General features: G+C 41.2%; 23 protein-coding genes. 11 read left to right on the forward strand and 12 right to left on the reverse strand.

Annotation, left to right across the window (positions count from 1 at the left end; all coding sequences use genetic code 11):
• Positions 1 to 49: 49 nt before the first annotated feature.
• From ACFGVS_RS09805 to ACFGVS_RS09825, 5 genes are all read right to left on the reverse strand, one after another.
• Complete coding sequence (locus ACFGVS_RS09805) at positions 50 to 220, reverse strand: hypothetical protein (RefSeq protein ID WP_177183825.1); 171 nt, start codon at positions 218 to 220, stop codon at positions 50 to 52.
• Positions 221 to 259: 39 nt separating this feature from the next.
• Positions 260 to 1,495 carry a hypothetical protein gene (locus tag ACFGVS_RS09810; protein WP_274212613.1) on the reverse strand — a complete coding sequence of 412 codons (1,236 nt, stop codon included), beginning with the start codon at positions 1,493 to 1,495 and terminating at the stop codon, positions 260 to 262.
• 66 nt (positions 1,496 to 1,561) lie between these two features.
• Positions 1,562 to 1,717 carry a hypothetical protein gene (locus tag ACFGVS_RS09815; protein WP_177183823.1) on the reverse strand — a complete coding sequence of 52 codons (156 nt, stop codon included), beginning with the start codon at positions 1,715 to 1,717 and terminating at the stop codon, positions 1,562 to 1,564.
• Positions 1,718 to 1,768: 51 nt separating this feature from the next.
• Complete coding sequence (locus ACFGVS_RS09820; protein WP_177183822.1) at positions 1,769 to 1,912, reverse strand: hypothetical protein; 144 nt, start codon at positions 1,910 to 1,912, stop codon at positions 1,769 to 1,771.
• Between the two features lie 64 nt (positions 1,913 to 1,976).
• Positions 1,977 to 2,132: a hypothetical protein gene (locus ACFGVS_RS09825; RefSeq protein WP_274212612.1), complete on the reverse strand. Its 156-nt coding sequence runs from the start codon at positions 2,130 to 2,132 to the stop codon at positions 1,977 to 1,979.
• A 556-nt stretch (positions 2,133 to 2,688) separates the two neighbouring features.
• On the opposite strand from ACFGVS_RS09825, the gene ACFGVS_RS09830 reads away from it, so the two are divergent.
• Entirely contained in the window at positions 2,689 to 4,128 is a 1,440-nt protein-coding gene (locus ACFGVS_RS09830) for a tetratricopeptide repeat protein (RefSeq protein WP_274212611.1), read from the forward strand.
• 218 nt (positions 4,129 to 4,346) lie between these two features.
• Here the strand turns inward: ACFGVS_RS09830 and ACFGVS_RS09835 are convergent, their stop codons facing one another.
• The 3 genes from ACFGVS_RS09835 to ACFGVS_RS09845 all read right to left on the reverse strand — a co-directional run bounded on the left by ACFGVS_RS09835 (position 4,347) and on the right by ACFGVS_RS09845 (position 7,700).
• Positions 4,347 to 4,679 (reverse strand): hypothetical protein, encoded by a 333-nt coding sequence (locus tag ACFGVS_RS09835; RefSeq protein WP_090649284.1) that lies wholly within the window; start codon positions 4,677 to 4,679, stop codon positions 4,347 to 4,349.
• A 202-nt stretch (positions 4,680 to 4,881) separates the two neighbouring features.
• Positions 4,882 to 5,250 carry a helix-turn-helix domain-containing protein gene (locus ACFGVS_RS09840; protein ID WP_274212610.1) on the reverse strand — a complete coding sequence of 123 codons (369 nt, stop codon included), beginning with the start codon at positions 5,248 to 5,250 and terminating at the stop codon, positions 4,882 to 4,884.
• 149 nt (positions 5,251 to 5,399) lie between these two features.
• On the reverse strand, positions 5,400 to 7,700 hold the full coding sequence (locus tag ACFGVS_RS09845) for an ATP-dependent helicase (protein ID WP_439698468.1): 2,301 nt from the start codon (positions 7,698 to 7,700) through the stop codon (positions 5,400 to 5,402).
• Positions 7,701 to 8,103: 403 nt separating this feature from the next.
• Here ACFGVS_RS09845 and ACFGVS_RS09850 point away from each other — a divergent pair, with 403 nt between their 5' ends.
• From ACFGVS_RS09850 to ACFGVS_RS09865, 4 genes are all read left to right on the forward strand, one after another.
• Positions 8,104 to 8,232, forward strand: coding sequence for a hypothetical protein (locus ACFGVS_RS09850; protein WP_255369849.1), 129 nt, complete (start codon positions 8,104 to 8,106; stop codon positions 8,230 to 8,232).
• A 289-nt stretch (positions 8,233 to 8,521) separates the two neighbouring features.
• On the forward strand, positions 8,522 to 9,409 hold the full coding sequence (locus ACFGVS_RS09855) for a dienelactone hydrolase family protein (protein WP_439698469.1): 888 nt from the start codon (positions 8,522 to 8,524) through the stop codon (positions 9,407 to 9,409).
• A 335-nt stretch (positions 9,410 to 9,744) separates the two neighbouring features.
• Positions 9,745 to 10,218 (forward strand): hypothetical protein, encoded by a 474-nt coding sequence (locus ACFGVS_RS09860; RefSeq protein ID WP_439698470.1) that lies wholly within the window; start codon positions 9,745 to 9,747, stop codon positions 10,216 to 10,218.
• 65 nt (positions 10,219 to 10,283) lie between these two features.
• Positions 10,284 to 10,811, forward strand: coding sequence for a hypothetical protein (locus tag ACFGVS_RS09865; protein ID WP_439698471.1), 528 nt, complete (start codon positions 10,284 to 10,286; stop codon positions 10,809 to 10,811).
• A 62-nt stretch (positions 10,812 to 10,873) separates the two neighbouring features.
• On the opposite strand, the gene ACFGVS_RS09870 is transcribed toward ACFGVS_RS09865, so the two are convergent.
• From ACFGVS_RS09870 to ACFGVS_RS09880, 3 genes are all read right to left on the reverse strand, one after another.
• Positions 10,874 to 11,317, reverse strand: coding sequence for a DoxX family membrane protein (locus tag ACFGVS_RS09870; RefSeq protein WP_439698472.1), 444 nt, complete (start codon positions 11,315 to 11,317; stop codon positions 10,874 to 10,876).
• Positions 11,318 to 11,399: 82 nt separating this feature from the next.
• Positions 11,400 to 12,458: an acetylxylan esterase gene (locus ACFGVS_RS09875; protein WP_439698473.1), complete on the reverse strand. Its 1,059-nt coding sequence runs from the start codon at positions 12,456 to 12,458 to the stop codon at positions 11,400 to 11,402.
• 174 nt (positions 12,459 to 12,632) lie between these two features.
• Complete coding sequence (locus ACFGVS_RS09880; RefSeq protein WP_439698474.1) at positions 12,633 to 13,229, reverse strand: short chain dehydrogenase; 597 nt, start codon at positions 13,227 to 13,229, stop codon at positions 12,633 to 12,635.
• Between the two features lie 106 nt (positions 13,230 to 13,335).
• Here ACFGVS_RS09880 and ACFGVS_RS09885 point away from each other — a divergent pair, with 106 nt between their 5' ends.
• The 4 genes from ACFGVS_RS09885 (at position 13,336) to ACFGVS_RS09900 (ending at position 15,451) form a co-directional block, all read left to right on the forward strand.
• Positions 13,336 to 13,683: a winged helix-turn-helix transcriptional regulator gene (locus ACFGVS_RS09885; RefSeq protein ID WP_439698475.1), complete on the forward strand. Its 348-nt coding sequence runs from the start codon at positions 13,336 to 13,338 to the stop codon at positions 13,681 to 13,683.
• 110 nt (positions 13,684 to 13,793) lie between these two features.
• Positions 13,794 to 14,369, forward strand: coding sequence for a Crp/Fnr family transcriptional regulator (locus ACFGVS_RS09890; protein ID WP_090649540.1), 576 nt, complete (start codon positions 13,794 to 13,796; stop codon positions 14,367 to 14,369).
• A 46-nt stretch (positions 14,370 to 14,415) separates the two neighbouring features.
• Positions 14,416 to 14,841: a tautomerase family protein gene (locus ACFGVS_RS09895; protein WP_439698476.1), complete on the forward strand. Its 426-nt coding sequence runs from the start codon at positions 14,416 to 14,418 to the stop codon at positions 14,839 to 14,841.
• A gap of 58 nt (positions 14,842 to 14,899) precedes the next feature.
• The gene (locus ACFGVS_RS09900; RefSeq protein WP_439698477.1) at positions 14,900 to 15,451 is read left to right on the forward strand and encodes a hypothetical protein; all 552 of its coding nucleotides are present in this window, start codon (positions 14,900 to 14,902) and stop codon (positions 15,449 to 15,451) included.
• 56 nt (positions 15,452 to 15,507) lie between these two features.
• Here ACFGVS_RS09900 and ACFGVS_RS09905 read toward each other — a convergent pair whose 3' ends face one another.
• Complete coding sequence (locus ACFGVS_RS09905) at positions 15,508 to 15,939, reverse strand: DUF1801 domain-containing protein (protein ID WP_439698478.1); 432 nt, start codon at positions 15,937 to 15,939, stop codon at positions 15,508 to 15,510.
• A 268-nt stretch (positions 15,940 to 16,207) separates the two neighbouring features.
• On the opposite strand from ACFGVS_RS09905, the gene ACFGVS_RS09910 reads away from it, so the two are divergent.
• Positions 16,208 to 16,657, forward strand: coding sequence for a hypothetical protein (locus tag ACFGVS_RS09910; protein WP_439698479.1), 450 nt, complete (start codon positions 16,208 to 16,210; stop codon positions 16,655 to 16,657).
• A 187-nt stretch (positions 16,658 to 16,844) separates the two neighbouring features.
• Entirely contained in the window at positions 16,845 to 17,816 is a 972-nt protein-coding gene (locus ACFGVS_RS09915) for an aldo/keto reductase (RefSeq protein WP_439698480.1), read from the forward strand.
• The last annotated feature ends 123 nt before the right edge of the window (positions 17,817 to 17,939 follow it).

Genomic DNA, 17,939 nt, shown 5'->3' on the forward strand with positions numbered 1-17,939 from the left:
ACGAACGCCTGTACCTTTAAAAGCTGAAGAGCACATCGGCCCACGTTAGTTAATCGGCAGTGCCCAGGTCAGCTTTGGGACCGTGACCTGCTTTGGCAGTGAATGACACGGTTTGGTTTTTTGTAGTATCGGGAGTTGCCTTTGTTTCCTTATTATTTAATGAGTAGGCTGTAATTCCTGATGTTAATATGATGGCTATTGCGATGATGATCTTTTTCATGTTGTGGTGTTGTTATAAGCTGTCAAAATGGAGAGACAATTATGCTGTGAAGTCAGCATTGCCTAAATCTCTTTTTGGGCCACCGGTAAAATCTGCATTACCCAAGTCTCTTTTGGGACCACCAGTGAAATCTGCGTTACCCAAGTCTCTTTTAGGGCCACCGGTGAATGCAAAGTCAGCATTACCTAAATCCCTTTTTGGGCCACCTGTGAAATCTGCGTTACCTAAATCTCTTTTTGGACCACCTGTGAAATCTGCATTACCCAAATCTCTTTTGGGGCCGCCTGTGAAATCTGCATTACCCAAATCTCTTTTGGGGCCGCCTGTGAATGCGAAATCAGCATTACCTAAATCCCTTTTTGGGCCACCAGTGAAATCTGCATTACCCAAGTCTCTTTTGGGGCCGCCAGTGAATGCGAAGTCAGCATTACCTAAATCTCTTTTTGGACCACCAGTGAAATCGGCATTACCTAAGTCTCTTTTTGGACCACCTGTGAAATCTGCATTACCCAAATCTCTTTTGGGGCCGCCAGTGAATGCGAAATCAGCATTGCCTAAATCTCTTTTTGGACCACCTGTGAAATCGGCATTACCTAAGTCTCTTTTTGGACCACCTGTGAAATCAGCATTACCTAAGTCTCTTTTTGGACCACCTGTGAATGCGAAATCAGCATTGCCTAAATCTCTTTTTGGACCGCCGGTGAAATCTGCATTACCCAAATCTCTTTTTGGACCACCGGTGAAAGCAAAATCAGCATTACCTAAATCTCTTTTTGGACCGCCGGTGAATGCGAAGTCAGCATTACCTAAATCTCTTTTTGGACCACCAGTGAAATCTGCATTACCTAAATCTCTTTTGGGGCCGCCGGTGAATGCGAAATCAGCATTACCCAAATCTCTTTTTGGACCACCGGTGAATGCAAAGTCTGCATTACCTAAATCTCTTTTTGGACCACCGGTGAAATCGGCATTACCTAAGTCTCTTTTTGGACCGCCGGTGAAAGCAAAATCAGCATTACCTAAATCTCTTTTTGGGCCACCTGTGAAATCTGCATTGCCCAAATCCCTTTTGGGGCCGCCAGTGAATGCGAAGTCAGCATTGCCTAAATCTCTTTTTGGACCGCCGGTGAAATCTGCATTACCCAAGTCTCTTTTTGGACCGCCGGTGAAAGCTGTTTGACTGGATGATAAGATTGCTGTTTTTTTATCTGCACTTACAAATGATGTAAGGATAGTGCTTAGTGCTAATGCTGCTATAATTGATTGCTTTTTCATGATTTTTATTTGAAGAAAGGGGATGTAGTATTTTGTTTGATTGTGAATGTTATTGATGTATATAATTTAGTCGGCCTGGCCTAAATCCTTTTTGAAACCCGATATTGACGGTGCAAGGGAAATAGCTTCTGGTTTTGCAGTTTGTTTAACAGTAGTTTGTGATGATAAAATACCTGTTGCAGCGGTTAAGCTAACAAGGGTTATGATGATGAACTTTTTCATTTCGTTTTTAATTTTTGAGTTCTTAAATGTTTTTACTGATCATTTTGAAAATTAATCTGCACTGCCAAGATCCCTGCGTGCACTGTTTTCGTACGAATGCAGTGACGCCGTTTCGCGGATTATAGTTTGCTTTTTACAAGACGAAATAACCGCGGTGAATAAAACTGCCAGGGTGAGGGTGATGAATTTTTTCATGATCATTATATATTTTGTGTACTTGTGTAGTCCAATTATTTTTTTCCGTTGCGCTGCCTGATAATCAATCGGCATTTGCCAGGTCTTTTTTAAAGCCCGAATCTACTTTTATGAAACTCGCGGCCTGCGGCAGCTCAACTCTTTTTTGCGAAACCAAAATCGCCGATGATAAAACTCCTGTGCTTGCTACAAGCAATGTTAAGAGTGTCAATTTTTTCATATTTATAAATATTTTATATTAAAATTATATTACTTTAAGTATTAATTAATCATATAGATCCAACAATTTGTAAAGGCTTTTTTTGATAGCCTGTAAAATCTCCCAGTTATATTTTATCCTCTTCTTTTTGCCAAATAATGTGCACTACTGTTAAAAATTGTTACATTTTTGTACCCAAATTGTACATATTTTATAAAATTAAATTGTTAGTTTTAAACATAAAATCCCGCAATTATCAACAAAGCAACTTTATACTTTATCAATTATATTTAAGCAACAGGCAGCATATTAACACACATATAATATTTCTTGATATTTTTCACTGCCTAAAAGCAGTTTTAAACGTCATTTTTATGCTAAAAAAATATTATTAAATTCACATTACAGTAATTTAATAAACTGTATATCAATCAATTAACAAGACAAATATAGATATGTTTTTTAATTTTCAAGAAAAATTCATAAAATAATTATCAACATCTTTTTCTTAAGGATTGCTAATATATTTCGGTATAATTTATAACTTTCACTTTCAATATATTGTAACAGCGCTTTAATGAAAAGAACCATCACATTTCTTTTATTTTTTCTTACCACATTTGCCTTATACGCGAAGGATCTTGATGGAGATGCAAAGGCAGATACGAATGAAATTATCCGCATCAATAAACAGGCGCTGGCAAATCGTTTAACCGATCCTGAACAAACAGTTATTGATGCTACCAAAGCCATGGACCTGGCGCGTAAATTAAATTACAACAATGGTATAGCCGAGGCATACCGCGTGTTGGGCCTGGCCAATTATTACCTTGATCAGCCCGAAAAATCATTTGAAAATTATTTAAGCGCCGCTACTTTTTTTACCAGGGCCGGAAACCTGGGCGGCGAAGCCAAAGTGTATAATAACATGGGAAATCTTTATCGTGACCATGACAGCAACAAATCACTCGATTACTTTTTTAAATCCCTGGCCATCGCCAACAAAATAAACGATATCCGTTTAATTGCCTCGCTTAATCTTAATTTGGGCAACGTTTATACCCGCAAAAACAGCTACAGCCAGGCACTTAAATATTACAATAACAGCCAATCTATTTTTAAATCGCTAAAAGACTCGGTGAACCTGGTGCAATGCGCACAAAATATTGGTGTGGTTTATTTTAAGCTGGGGCAATATGATAAGGCTTTAGTGATGTTACTGGAAGCTAATTCGAACGCCAAACGACAGGATTTAAACGAATCAATAGCCAGTATTGATTTAACGCTGGCATCGTTGTACATGAACCAGAAAAAATTTGATGAGGCCGAAAATATAGTAAACGAAGGCATAAACTATACCCGGCTGGTAAAAGACCCTAAACTGGAATACGATTACAAACATACCACATACGAACTGGAATATAACCGTAAAAACTACGCAAAGGCCATGTTTTACCTGCGCGAAATATATAAAATTGATAGCGCTACTTTTAAAACAAATACATCGGTACAAATGAAGCTGATTGAGGCCACACGAAAGCAGGAGGAACAGATAAAAGAGAACGAACGCATTGCCGAACGACAGGCGTATGACCGTACCAAATTTTGGGCTGTAACAGTAGTTGCAGGCCTTTTACTTGTTGTAATAGGGTTGTTGTTTGGCAACGTAAAACGTAAGGCAAAAACAAATGCCCAACTTACACTACTTAATGGCGAAGTATCAAGGCAGAAAGACAATCTTGACCGTATAAACCACCACCTTGAAGAGATCATAGATGAGCGAACCAAAGACCTCCAGATCAAAAACCGTAAATTATCTGAACACTCCTCTTACCTATCGCACCAGATACGGGGGCCTATAGCTACCCTGCGTGGCCTTATCAACCTTGAAAAAGAAGGACTTGTAGACGAAAAAGAATGTATAGCCATGATGGATAGATGTGTATCCGAAATTGATGAAAAAATCATCGAGATGAGCGATATGCTGCACAGCCCACCAAAATCCGGCGCAAGCTGATCGGTTAAAAAAATCAGCGCGGGCATTCGAAACAATAAAAAGGCGAGTTGCAATTATCTAAAGTTAAGCCACTTTTGTATACCGGGTAATTTTCAGTTTTAATCAAATAAACGAATTCGGTTAATGGCTCACAACTTAGCATTGTTACACTACAAAAGCTTTAAATTCATTAAAAATACAAAATCAAACGTCCGGATATCTAAATAAAACCGTTGCAACTAATTAAAATTAAAGGCCATTGGCAGCGTACTATGGATCTGGGCTTCAAAAAGCCCCAGGTAAATGCAGTACCATGATATCATTTGCAGTATAAGCAACTGGCGGTGCCTTTTGTAGCCTTGGGTTTCAAATGCGAGGGTTTCATCGCCTGCCGTAACAAAAAACGTTATTTCGCCTTTACGGGGTTTAAAAGTAGAGCGCAACATATCAAAAGCTTTAACTTTAAGCTTACTGTGCGGATCATGAATAGTACCATTTTTTAAAGCTTCGTTTTTAGAGATGGAAATCAGGTAATTAGACATATTGAGCATGTTTTTCAGGGTGAAAAACATGCCACAATTTTTACTCCAAAACCTAAAATTTATAGGCGATATAAAACTTTTATGTTTATATCGCCTATAAATTTTACAAATGTTTCCTGCTATTAAATATTATTAATCAATATTTAATAGCAAAAAAAAACGGATGAGCAATGTGTAGCAATTAGTGTATGGTAAACCCGGATGTGTAAGATTTACAACACAGCTATTAAATTTATACGGCTACAGCGCTTTTATTGCGCAATTCTTCATAAAGTAAGATTACTTTACGTTGCAAATTTGCAATCTCGGTTTCACGATCAACCAGCTTCTTTTGGGCAACGCTAAGGTTGGATGGTGTAAGATCAATTTCTTCGGCATCAAGTGCAAGCAGGTTAACTACGTTAAGCTCAAATATGTTTGCAATTTGTTCCAGGCGCGAGAGGTTAATATCCGTGACCCCAGTTTCAATTTTTGAAAAGGCAGGGATAGAAATGCCTAAACGGTTTGCTACATCTTCCTGGCTCCAGCCGTGCTGGTGGCGTAGGGTACGAATGTTTTTGCCGACAAACTTATTTGTCTTCTTTTTTGTGTTCTCGCTCATTTGGGGTATCAATAATAAATTAATTATTAAAACATATCCAAACGTTATGCCATCATTAATTTACCTTTAAATCTGTGTCGTCTCAACACAATCTATGTGGCGAAATTGGTGTGATTGGGGAAACAATTCCACAAAATCGGAATTAACTGTTAGTTTATATTGTTAATTATATACAGTTTAGCAAATTTTAGCAACAGTTGTTTTTGGCCTATTTCTTTAAAAAAGATAGTGGCCTTAACATCGGGTTTGCTACCTTCCAGGCTCAACACTTTGCCAAAGCCAAAGCGTTCGTGCTCTACCTCCATACCTACCTGCAGGTTTGAGGTATCTGATGGTTTAAACCCTGCCGATACCACATGCGCCTTGGCCAGTATTGATGTTGTTTTTACAGGTGCCGATGTTGCAGGTTTCGGTTTCGAGAAAGCATCAGGTTGTTTATTGCCCCCGCCGGTCCAGGCTTTGCGCTCGTCATCAAAAAACGGGTTGTTGCTGGTTGTTGGTTTGGCGCTGTAATCAAGCTCAAGGTATTTGGCATCTATCTCATCCAAAAAGCGGCTTGGTTCGCAGCTAATAAGCGTTCCAAACTTAAAACGTGATGTGGCATAGCTAATGGTAAGTTTTGATTCGGCACGCGTTACCGCCACGTAAAACAAGCGGCGTTCTTCTTCCAGGTCGCTGCGCGAGTTGAGGGACATTTGCGAAGGGAAAAGGTTTTCTTCGAGCCCCACCACGTTCACCTGCGAAAACTCAAGTCCTTTTGATGAATGTATAGTCATTAGCGATACCGTATCGGCATCCTTATCTTTATCCTTATCATCGTTGGTAAGCAGGGCAATATCCTGCATAAAAACATCCAGGCCTTTCTCTTCAATATCCTCGCGCTCGCTAAACTCTTTGATACCGTTCAGCAACTCCTGTATATTTTCGTAACGGTTAAGACCCTCTACAGATTTATCCTCATACAGGTCTTTTAAAAGCCCTGAGTGCTGCGCAATATACAAAGCCGACTCATAGGCTGATTTGGTTTTGGCCAGCACCTGGAAGCTTTGAATCATGGTTGCAAAGGCCGCCAGGGTTGATGGCGGCTTACCATCGTAATATTTAGCAGGTTCGGCAATTACCTCCCAGGGGGTTACCTGGTGCGCATCGGCACTTACAATAATTCTGTCAACACTGGTATCGCCAATGCCGCGTTTGGGGTAATTAATAACGCGTTTCAGCGCTTCCTCATCGTTGGGATTAAACGTGAGGCGGAAATAGGAAATTAAATCTTTGATCTCTTTACGCTGATAAAATGATAGTCCTCCGTAAATTTTATAAGGCACCCCCAACTTTCGTAAGGCCTCCTCCATGGAGCGCGACTGGGCATTAGTGCGGTACAGGATGGCAAAATCGTTCCATTTTTTTCCCAACCGGCTCCTGTCTTCCATTATAGCCTCGGCCACCATTTTGCCCTCTTCGTTATCACTGAAGGCACGCATTATCTTTATTTTATCGCCGGCTTCTTTCTCGCTAAAAACATTCTTTTTAAGCTGCTCTTTATTATTACTGATGATGCTGTTGGCAACATTCACAATATTCTGGGTCGACCGGTAGTTTTGCTCCAGTTTAAACACCTTCAAATCGGGGTAATCCTTCTCAAAATTCAGGATGTTTTGAATATTTGCCCCACGGAAAGCGTAAATACTTTGCGCATCATCACCCACAACACATAAATTTTCATTAACAGCGGCCAGTTTTTTCACAATAAGGTATTGCGAAAAGTTAGTATCCTGGTACTCATCAACCATCAGGTATTTAAACTTGTGCTGGTATTTGTTAAGCACATCGGGGTGCAATTTAAGTAACTCATTGGTTTTGTAAAGCAAATCGTCAAAATCCATGGCGCCGGCACGGAAACAGCGGGTAGCATACATTTCGTAAATTTTCCCCAGCTGCCCACGCCCTGTCGACATATCATCGGCCTGTATCTGCTCGTTCTTGTTATATTCCCTGAATGATATCAGGTTATTTTTTGATGCCGAAATACGGTTAAGCACAAAGTTTACTGCATACAACTTATCATCAAGGTTAAGTTCCTTGATAATGGCGCGTAACACGCTTTTACTGTCGTCGGTATCGTAAATGGTAAAGTTGCTGGGGTAACCAATCTTCTCGGCCTCCACTCGTAAAATTTTGGCAAATACCGAGTGAAAAGTACCCATCCAGATATTTTTGGCCTCAGGGCCAACTACATGCGTGATACGTTCGCGCATTTCGCGGGCGGCTTTGTTGGTAAATGTTAAAACCAATATATTAAACGGATCAACACCCTTGCGGACAAGGTGTGCTACCCGGTAAGTGATCACCCTTGTTTTGCCCGATCCGGCGCCGGCAATAATCATTACCGGCCCTTCGGTTTGCTCTACTGCTGCCCTTTGTTCGGGATTTAAACCCTGTAAATAATCCAAAATCTTTTCCTCTTTTTCTTGAAACAGCGAAATTAAGGTTTTGTGCCGAAAGGGGAAAGTAAGATTAGCATAGAAATACTAACAATGAGGTTTCAGATGTGCAAATTTCAGATTTAAGATGTGCAGATGGTGTCTGAACTCAGATAGCAATTTTCACATCTAAAATCAACATATCTGTAATCTACACATCCATAATTAGTTAGCCCTATTTTTTTATTTATTTCTCTTCTTTATTAACTATATATTTAATACATTCGTGTAATATATAGATTGAAGCAAAAAAACAGTCTAATAAATTAAAAACGTTTCTGTTTTTGATATTAAAATGACATTATAATACTCAAAAACCAAAACAAATTAACCTAAAAGAAACTTATCTTAATAACAATTAAAACACTGCACCATGGAAACCAGGGAAAAAGAAAAGAACGAGGCCACCAAAGAAATGCGCGACCCTAAAACTATCAAACAGGAAAAGACCGAGGCTGCAAAAATCCTTGCCAAAAGGTACAAGAGAAAGCCTTTGCTATAAACGCGCCACACAAAAAGCCTGTTGAACTTAAGCCAACGGGCTTTTTGTGTTTATAATTTACTTTGCTTACCCTATTTTGGCGGATGATTATATCGCTAAAGTAACACCGTTAGTTACAACCTAAATCCTCCCCATCTCATTCAGGATCCTGCTAAACTTTATTTCCAGGTGGCACATGTATTCACACGGACTCCATCAGCATAAATAAAACAGTGGTACGTAGCAAAGCTGTTACCAATTGAATAACAAACCATTACCCCGAATTGCTAAATTTGACTAAAACCTTTTTATGAGCCAGATAAACAAAGACGACATTAAACAGGAGGTGTTCGACCTGTATGACGATTATGCACACAACCGGCTTAACCGACGCGATTTTGTGCAAAGGCTTTCGCTTTATGCAGTCGGCGGCTTAACTGTACCCGCCCTGATGAGTTTCCTGATGCCCGACTACCAGGGCAACGTGCAAATTAAACCCGATGATCCACGCTTAACATCAGGATATATCAATTATCCATCGCCAAAAGGCGGCGGGACAATAAAAGGCTTGCTATCAAAACCAACTGAGGCTAAGAATAAGCTTGGGGGGATCATTGTAGTTCATGAAAACCGCGGCTTAAACCCCTATATTGAAGATGTAGGCCGAAGGGCCGCCCTGGCGGGCTTTATTTCACTCGCCCCAGATGCGCTTACACCACTGGGCGGCTACCCAGGCAATGACGATGCCGGCCGTGCCCTGCAAAGCAAGCGCGATAAAGGCGAAATGGAAGAAGACTTTATAGCAGCTTTCAATTACCTTAAAAACCATAAAGATTGTAACGGCAAGGTAGGTGTGGTAGGTTTTTGTTTCGGCGGAGGTATTGCCAATACCATGGCTGTACGCGTGCCCGATTTGGCAGCTGCCGTCCCTTTTTACGGTGCCCAGCCCGCTGCTGCAGATGTACCTAAAATTAATGCGCCGCTGATGCTGCATTATGCCTCGTTGGATACCAGGATTACAGAGGGCTGGCCGGCCTATGAGGCGGCGCTAAAAGAGAACGGCAAAAAGTACCAGGCATTTATTTACCAAAACGTAAACCATGGCTTTCATAACGACACCACACCCCGGTATGATAAAGCCGCCGCCGAACTGGCCTGGAAACGTACGATTGATTTTTTTGGAGAGCAGTTGAAATAACATTTCGCGAAATTCTGAAGGGGATGACTTTGTAAAAAGGGCTGTCATGGTAAGGCCGTCGAAGCTTGGTGGGCAAAGGCCTCGCCGGGTTAATCTTGGCTACCATGCGATATATGTCATTTCTCTTTCAGAATTTTCGCGAATTCTTATCACTCAAGATGATAGTCTTTAATTTTTGAATGTCATTTCCCTTTCAGAATCCGCGGCTTTTACTACTTAGACTGACGGCCCTTGAAACGCAGCTATGCAGGCAGCAAAAATTCAGCAATCAAATCATTATAAAACCGGATTTTTCCTATATTGTACCTGTACAATTATACCTATAACCAAATCATATGAAACTTATCCGAAAAACAATTCTTAGAACAATCCCTGTACTGATATTGGTCCCTTCATTATTATTTTACAACCGCAGCAGCAGTTACGCTACTATAAACCGTAAGGCTTTAACAGATTCAGGGCGTTATTCATCAAAGGAGAGGGAAGTACTTACATCGCAGCAATTATTTGTTGTTGAAATGACCAGGGCCAGGCATAAATCAGTGAAACATACATTGGTTAACTTTAAGGCCGAACTCAAGGACGTCTTTACCATTGTCTGTTATGAAAAAGACACATCCTACACCGAGTTAAAATGGACAATGTGTCCGGGTGGTGTATGCCCTGTCACCGGAACTTTTAAGTTTGGCACACCTGGCTATAAAAAACTCGACGCGCTTATAGCTCAAACAAAGCAAAATGAAATAGTAGACCAGAAGAAAACGAACGCATTAATAGCAGATGCGAAAAAACGCGGTGTAAATAAATAGAAATGATAATGTGGTTCGACTAATGTTTTGTAGTACAACCTGGCTTACCCAATAATATAACAATTATGAAATTGATTAACCTGTATCTGCTCTTCAGCTTAGTTATTTTATCAAGCGCTTTTGGCCAAACCAAAGACAACACTACGCATGAATATCGAAACGAGATTTATAAATTCATTGTAAAAATTCCTGGTGACTGGAAACTATACGGGCAGATACAAAATGACACCATTCAGCACCGCGCAATAGCGGATTGGGGCCTGCCATTAACCCACAGCGAGTTGGAAAATGCCGACATCGAAAACTCCATATCCATAACAGCTTATAAAAGGACCGGAGTTAATTCATTGGCTCAGCTAATTGAATTTGACAAAAAAAGAGCTAGTCAGGCTACTACATTTGAAGCCAAAGGCATTGATGATAATTCACGCATCATCAATACAACAACTAATGGACTAAAGTACAAAGGAAAATCGTACTATATCTTCAAAAACGGGATTGGCTATGTTGTAAACTTTATGGCGACACCCGGTACTTATGACAAAAACATAGCGATGTTTGAGCGTTTTTATAAAAGTATTAAGTACGAGTGATTATCCGGTTTTTTGATTGCTATTGCCGTAAATACTTTTAATGACATTAAAGCCCGACGGCACTATATTTTATCACCCGTAAAATCATCAATGCTCCATTTATAACGACCTATACCAGATAAAACCAATCCGGCACCGGTAAAAACAAAAACGGGGTAATTGAAAGGAGCGCCGATGCCTAAAAAAACAGCCATAGATAAGCCGAACGCGAGGGTTAGCAGCGCCGCTCCCAGCGCAACCTGCTTAGTTTTATAACCTATTATAAGGCAAATGCCAAAAATAATTTCGGCGAGGGTGGCCAGGGCTGCCATTACATTGGCCAAAGTGCGGTTTAAAAAAGGTGTTAATGTATTGGTGTAGTCAACAAAATGCTTCCAATCGCCCCAGGCTACACCGGTTGATCCCTTTGGGCCCAGTGCGCCCAGCCTGTCCAATACCGGCAGAATAAAGCCCAGTCCGAGCGCTACACGTAAAACTAATTGTGCTATTCCTGATGAGTTTTTCATTGGTGGTTATTTGAAACCTCAAAGTTAAAAACTTATCCTTTCATTAGCAGTTGGTTTATGTTGTTAAACTGCAAACCTTAACCTACAACCATTTACTAAACCAATCCAGCGTCATTTTAAAATGTTCCGGCGTGGATGTATGAAAAAGCTTCGGCGTTACATCACGATTGATTTTATCCGTAGCTTTTTTAGAGACATAGGCTTGCATGGCCGATGCATAGGCGATGTTTGCACCAGGCAACGGGCAGTTAGGATCGTTCTCGGTACCCACAACCAGCAGCGCCCGCGGCGCCATCAGCCTAAGCATGGACGGGCAGTCAAATTCGCCGGTAATATTGGGCAGCAATTTATCCCATACCGCCTTTACGTTCCGTTTATTTAAAACGGAGTCGCCAAGATCTTTGGCAGCTTGCAAGTGAGCGCCCTGGATAGTACCGGCACGGGCCTGCCATTGATCATGATCTAACGACCATTTGAAGCTCTGTACCGAAATATCCAGCACAATTACTTTTATCCGCGTATCAGCCGATGCCGCAAGCCACGTTTCGATGCCGCCCATAGATATACCGCCCATGCCAATACGATTTGCATCCACATCCGGCCTGCTCGCCAGGTAATCGGTTACCCGCCAAAGGTCAAAGGCGGTATCAAACAAAAATGGGTGAGTTTGGCGGGCCTTGTCCTTATTTTTCCAGGCCGCGGTGGCGGCTGCTACATATTCTGTTGAGCCATGTGCGCCGCCGGCAATACGTTCGCCATGAAAGCGGGCGTCAATGGCCACGCCCATGATGCCGCGTTTGGCCAACTGGTACAATATTTTCTTGTTATCCTCTTTGCGGCCGCCGGTGCCATGTAAAAAAATAACCGCCGGGTACGGTCCGGTTCCGGTAACCGGCTTGTAAATAAGCATGGGTACCCTTTCATTTTTTTCGCTGTAAATAAAACCATGCTCAATGATAACTGAATCTGATTTGGTTACCTCAAAAGCGGGATTTAACGGAACACGTGGCCTTTCAAGCAGCTTTTTAAAATCGGCTGCCACCTTATCAGCAGGCGGATAATTTATTTGCTGGGCGAATGAAGCAAGTGAGCACAACCACAACACAATGGCTGGGTAAAGTATCCTGGTTTTAAACAACATAATGAAACTGGTTTATGGGCACAATGTATAAAACATAGCGCTTAATATTTGTAACAATACCATTAGGTGTGTATCTCAGGGATTGCAATTTTGCACAGATGCGTTCGACCCGGGGCTGGTATTTCAGCCAGCCGCAGGCCAAATGCATTTATTCATAAACAACGCTACCGCCCATTACAATACTTTATAAACTTGCCCCGTTTGGCTGCCCAGTACGCTTTTTAGGTACGCTTGCGTTACCCGGTGCATGCTCACCGGGATATGCCCATGAAAATATGGGAAATAGGCCGGCGATTCTTCTACCACATCAGGTGCCACAGCATTTATGCGTACGTTGTTTTCAAGCTCAACCGCTGCTCCGCGCACAAAACCGTTGATAGCGCCGTTCATCGCGCTTAAATTAGCCCCTAACACAATCGGATCCTCGGCCAACGAGCCCGAAGTTAAAGTAAACGACCCTTTTGGGTTGATGTAGTGCTGCCCTATCAATACCAGGTTAACCTGCCCCATCATTTTGCTGTTAACTCCAATCCTGAAATCGGCATCCTTCATACTGCCCAAAGGCCCAAAATGGCCGTCGCCGCTTGCGCAAACCAGGGCATCAAACTTGCCTGCCTGTTTGTAAAAGTTTTCTATCGATTCGGGCGAAGAGATATCCACCTGCAAGTCGCCGCTTTTTGATCCGGCCTTTATCACTTCATTGTCCTTTTGCAATGCTTCGGTAATGTGTTTTCCAATTGTGCCTGTGGCACCTACAATAATTATTTTCATAATAGCTTTCTTTTTTTCAACAATATTAAGCCAATACTTTACTTTTGTCAAGTAATGGCACAGTTGTCAAGTATTGACAAATTTGTCACTAATGTTAAATACCAATATGTTAACAGCAGAAATAAATAAAAAATATATCGACCCGGTTTGCGATTGCCCCATAACGGCGGCTATTGGCATTGTAGGTGGCAAGTGGAAACCCGTTATTATCTGGATTTTGATAACCGGCCCCAAGCGGTTTGGCGAGCTACATAAAACAATACCAGGAATAGCGTTGAAAGTTTTATCGAGGCATTTAAAAGAATTGGAAGCCGATGGCATTATAAGCCGGAAGGTATATGCCCAGGTGCCACCGAAGGTGGAGTACACACTTACCGAAAAAGGGCAGTCGCTAAATGATGTTATGCAGTTGCTGGCCGATTGGGGCCGCAAAAACATTGTGGTAGCGGAATAATCCCGTTGATAACATTTGCACCATACCACAGCCATATTTTATAATAGTTGGAGGATGTTAACGCAGCAAAACTAAACTTACCTTTAAATCATCCCTCAAATAGCCGTAAAATGGAACAGTTGGCAGTTTTATTTAACCAAAAATTAGGAATGGATATTCATCATTGGGAAACATTTTGTGCCCTGCTGAAAACAAAAGACTTAAAGAAAAAGGAGCATTTGATCAGCGAAGGTTCGGTATGTAATTTTATTGGTTTTGTATCGTCCGGAACACTCAGATCATACGTGCGGAATAATGAAGAGGAATTTAACAATGATTTTTATTTTGATAATGATTTTGTAAGTGCCTATACCAGCTTTTTAACCCAAACAGCCACCAATTGCAATATCGAAGCCCTAACTGACTGCACCATCCATTATATCAGTTACCAAAAGCTAAATAACCTTATTGCGCAGGATAGCGCTTTTCTTAAGCTCAGCAAATATATTTCTGATACATACTTTATCAGGAAATGTAAGCGGGAAACATCGTTTTTAAAGTATTCGGCATCACAGCGACTGGAAAATCTGAACTCACTTTATCCGGGGATAGAACAGCGGGTTTCGCAATACCATATCGCGTCTTATTTAGGTGTTAAACCCGAATCACTCAGCCGCATCAAACTCTTAACATATATCAATAAATAAGGTATACTTTAAACTGAACTTCGTACTTCATTAATCACATTGAAGTATGCCAATAATCAATTTAAAAATAAGCGGCCCCGAAGATCCTGCTTTAGCCCAACAGCTTGCAACTGAGATCAGCAGAATCACAAAAGATGTTTTAAATAAAAAGCCTGAGGTTACGGCAGTCGTCGTATCGTTTGTTCCGGATTATCTCTGGTTTATCAATTCCTTGTCCCTGGCCGAATTACAGGCAAAAAGCTTTCATCTCGACATCAAAATTACCGACTCATCCAACCTTAAAATTGAGAAGGCCAATTATATTGAGGCTATACATATTGCCTTAACTACGCTTCTTGGCAATATCCACCCGGCAAGTTACACCGCCATCCAGGAAATGAAAGCAGATGCATATGGCTACAACGGCACAACTATGGAGTATAACTACACCACTAATCAAACAAAACCTAACACAGTTAGCCCAGGCGTTTAACGCCGTATCTCTTTCGCCTGTGTTTGTCACCTTCATAAATCTTATAAAATCAGCCATAATGAAAACCATAAAACTCATCTTGTTAATACTATTAATAACCATACAGCAATCACACGCTCAACTCACCACAGCCAATAAAAAAGAAATAAGTACCCTTATAAACACCTACATAAAAAGCGTAATTGAAAAGGATTCCACAGCATTTTACAATTTGTTCAACGATGGCCCTGTTACCTGGTGTGCCGCCCTTAAAGACGGGTCGCAAGCCAAAGAAATAGAGCGGAAGGGAGCAAAAAATGCAGGCAGTAATTATTTTTCGGGAAGCTACAAAGGCTTTTTCAGATCATTATTCAGCAATAAAACAACCGAAGACAAGTTTGATAATATTCAAATTATTGAAGATGGAACAGTTGCATCCGTAACTTTGGATTATAGTTTTTGGGCCGATAATAAAATGACCAACTGGGGCAACAAATACCTGGGCTTTATAAAAAGAGATGGAAAATGGAAGATCACCAGTGTTATTTACTCCCTGGAACTCATCGAATACTTTAAGCAGCCAACACTAAAAGAACGGCAAAAGCTTACGGTGCCGGGTGCTACGCAATAAATTCCCGCTGGGATGCCCACTGCATCAAGCTTACTGGTAATACCCCGATTTGAAATTTAACTTTCACTTGTAGCTGCAACGCCATATTGCATTGCTGCTGCAAGTACATTAAGGTTTATATTTTTTACTGTTTTAAACTTAATACAATAACCGCTTACGCTGGCCTTTCCCAATGTTTTTCCAAACGTTTGTGCTAAGTATGTTTTATCCTTAATGCCGAGGATGTAAACAGATATTCCGGTTGTGTTTGCGCTCAGGCCAACCTGATAAAATTCCCTGGTTTTGCCATCGGCATATTTAATAGTGTAAGATCCATAGCCTATATTAGGATTTGAAACGGTTTTATTTTCACTGTCTTTACCATCAAGAAACCATAGTTTACTTCCTGGTAACACCTGGAGTATAAAATCATGCAACTCCTGCATTTCAATACGTTTTGGTTCGGGCTGGCTGGCGATATACGCTTTGATTTGTTCTTGTACGTTCATATCAAATATTGAATTATGGGTTAATTAATCCTGTTTTTCAAAAGCTCACTTTATTTTTGGTCATTCAGCAATTCGCTTCTTTTACGTTTTTCGAAAGTGCCCTGTTCTTTGCTTTGACCCAAATTTCAAACTGGTAAAACCACCAGCCTGCAAGCCTTATATTTTTTAAAAACTTTCGTTTATTTAGGCAGACTAAAAAGGTTAAATAGCTTAAATTGCGTTAACAGATTTATATCAGATCGCTATAAACCAAAGCTAAGCTTAACACATGGGAAATTCTGAAAAAAATACAGAGTCATTTGTTCACACAGTTATCCGCACAATTATTACTACAACAATAATTGCTGCCATTTTATATTGGGTTCACGTATTTCCATCCGGCGGAAAAAGCAAACTTGTGTTGTTTGAAATGATTTGGTTCGTTGTGTTTTGTATCGTTTTTGGCGGCCATTGGCTGGAGTTATTATTCATCAACCATATAAAATTCTCCTTACCCAAAAACATACTATCGTTGTATGTAATAAGAGTTGTTTATTGGTTTTTATGCGCTGCCCCTTTATTTTTTGCAGCAAATTTAATTGCTGATTTATTTTCGGCCAGAACAGTGCAGATGGGCCGCTGGTGGATGTTTGGCTTTTTTTATATCGGCATCCAACTGCTGATGCATGCCATTATGCAGGTAAGGTTTAAAAAGAGCTTTTATAACGGAGTTTACTGAAGGTCTTTATACGCATAAGTTACCCGATAAAACCAGCAACCAAGCTTGCGGCACTATGTCCTGGCTAAGTCAGTAAAATAAACACCTCGGGTAATTGAGCCACACAGACAAGTAAATTGAGCCGTAAAAGACACCTGGCATAGGGTATAAAGCTGATCTTTGTATCGTTAAAAGATAAATATCAGCTATGAAAAACATAACAAAAATAAACCTTGGCAACAATGGGCCATTGGTTTCTAAACTCGGATTAGGCTGCATGCGCATGTCGTCGGTTTGGGGCGGACCGGTGAATGACGAAAGTGAGAGTATTGCAACCATTCAGGCGGCATTAGATAACGGGATTAATTTCCTGAATACAGGCGATTTTTATGGAAGTGGCCATAACGAGCTGCTGGTAGGCAAAGCCATCAAAGGCCGAAGGGACGACGCATTTATCAGTGTTAAATTTGGCGCTATCTTCTACAACGGCCAATGGATAGGGTTGGATTTGCGTCCCGCAGCCATCAAAAACTTCATCAACTATTCGCTGGTGCGCTTAGGGATAGATACTATCGACCTTTATCAACCCTGCAGGCTTGATAACAGCGTTCCGGTAGAGGATGTGATAGGCACCGTAGCCGACATGATTAAAGAAGGGAAGGTGCGACACCTCGGCGTTTCTGAAATAACTGCCGAACAGTTGCGCAAGGCCCACAGTGTACACCCTGTAACGGCGCTGGAAATAGGTTATTCATTAGCAGACCGCCAGATAGAAACCGACTTGCTGCCTACAGCGAAAGAACTGGGCATTGGCATAGTAGCTTTTGCCAACACCGCCGAAGGTTTGCTTACCGGTGACATGAAGGCACCGCTGGCGGCCAATGATTATCACAGCCACTTCTCGCGTTTTCAGGGCGATAACCTGGTAAAAAACCTGGAGAAGGTAGAGGTATTGAAAACAATGGCTAAAGAAAAAGGGGCCACTCCTACCCAACTGGCGATAGCCTGGGTGAATGCGCAGGGTGATGACATTATGCCATTGGTAAGCATGAGCCGCAGGACCCGCCTGCCGGAGAATATCCGGGCTATGGAGATTGAATTTACCCCCGGTGAGATGAATACACTTAACACGCAATTTGCTCCTGGTGCTATACTTGGAGACACATATCTGCAGCGATAAGGTTTTGCTGTGCAATTAGTTAAAATGGAAGATTGAAATATCGAACACTGAACGTCGAATATCGAATTATGAGGAAAAACTTCAGTGTTGGATATTCGACATTCAGTGTTGGATATTATTTCC

The organism is Mucilaginibacter sediminis, assembly GCF_051903035.1.
GTDB lineage: Bacteria > Bacteroidota > Bacteroidia > Sphingobacteriales > Sphingobacteriaceae > Mucilaginibacter.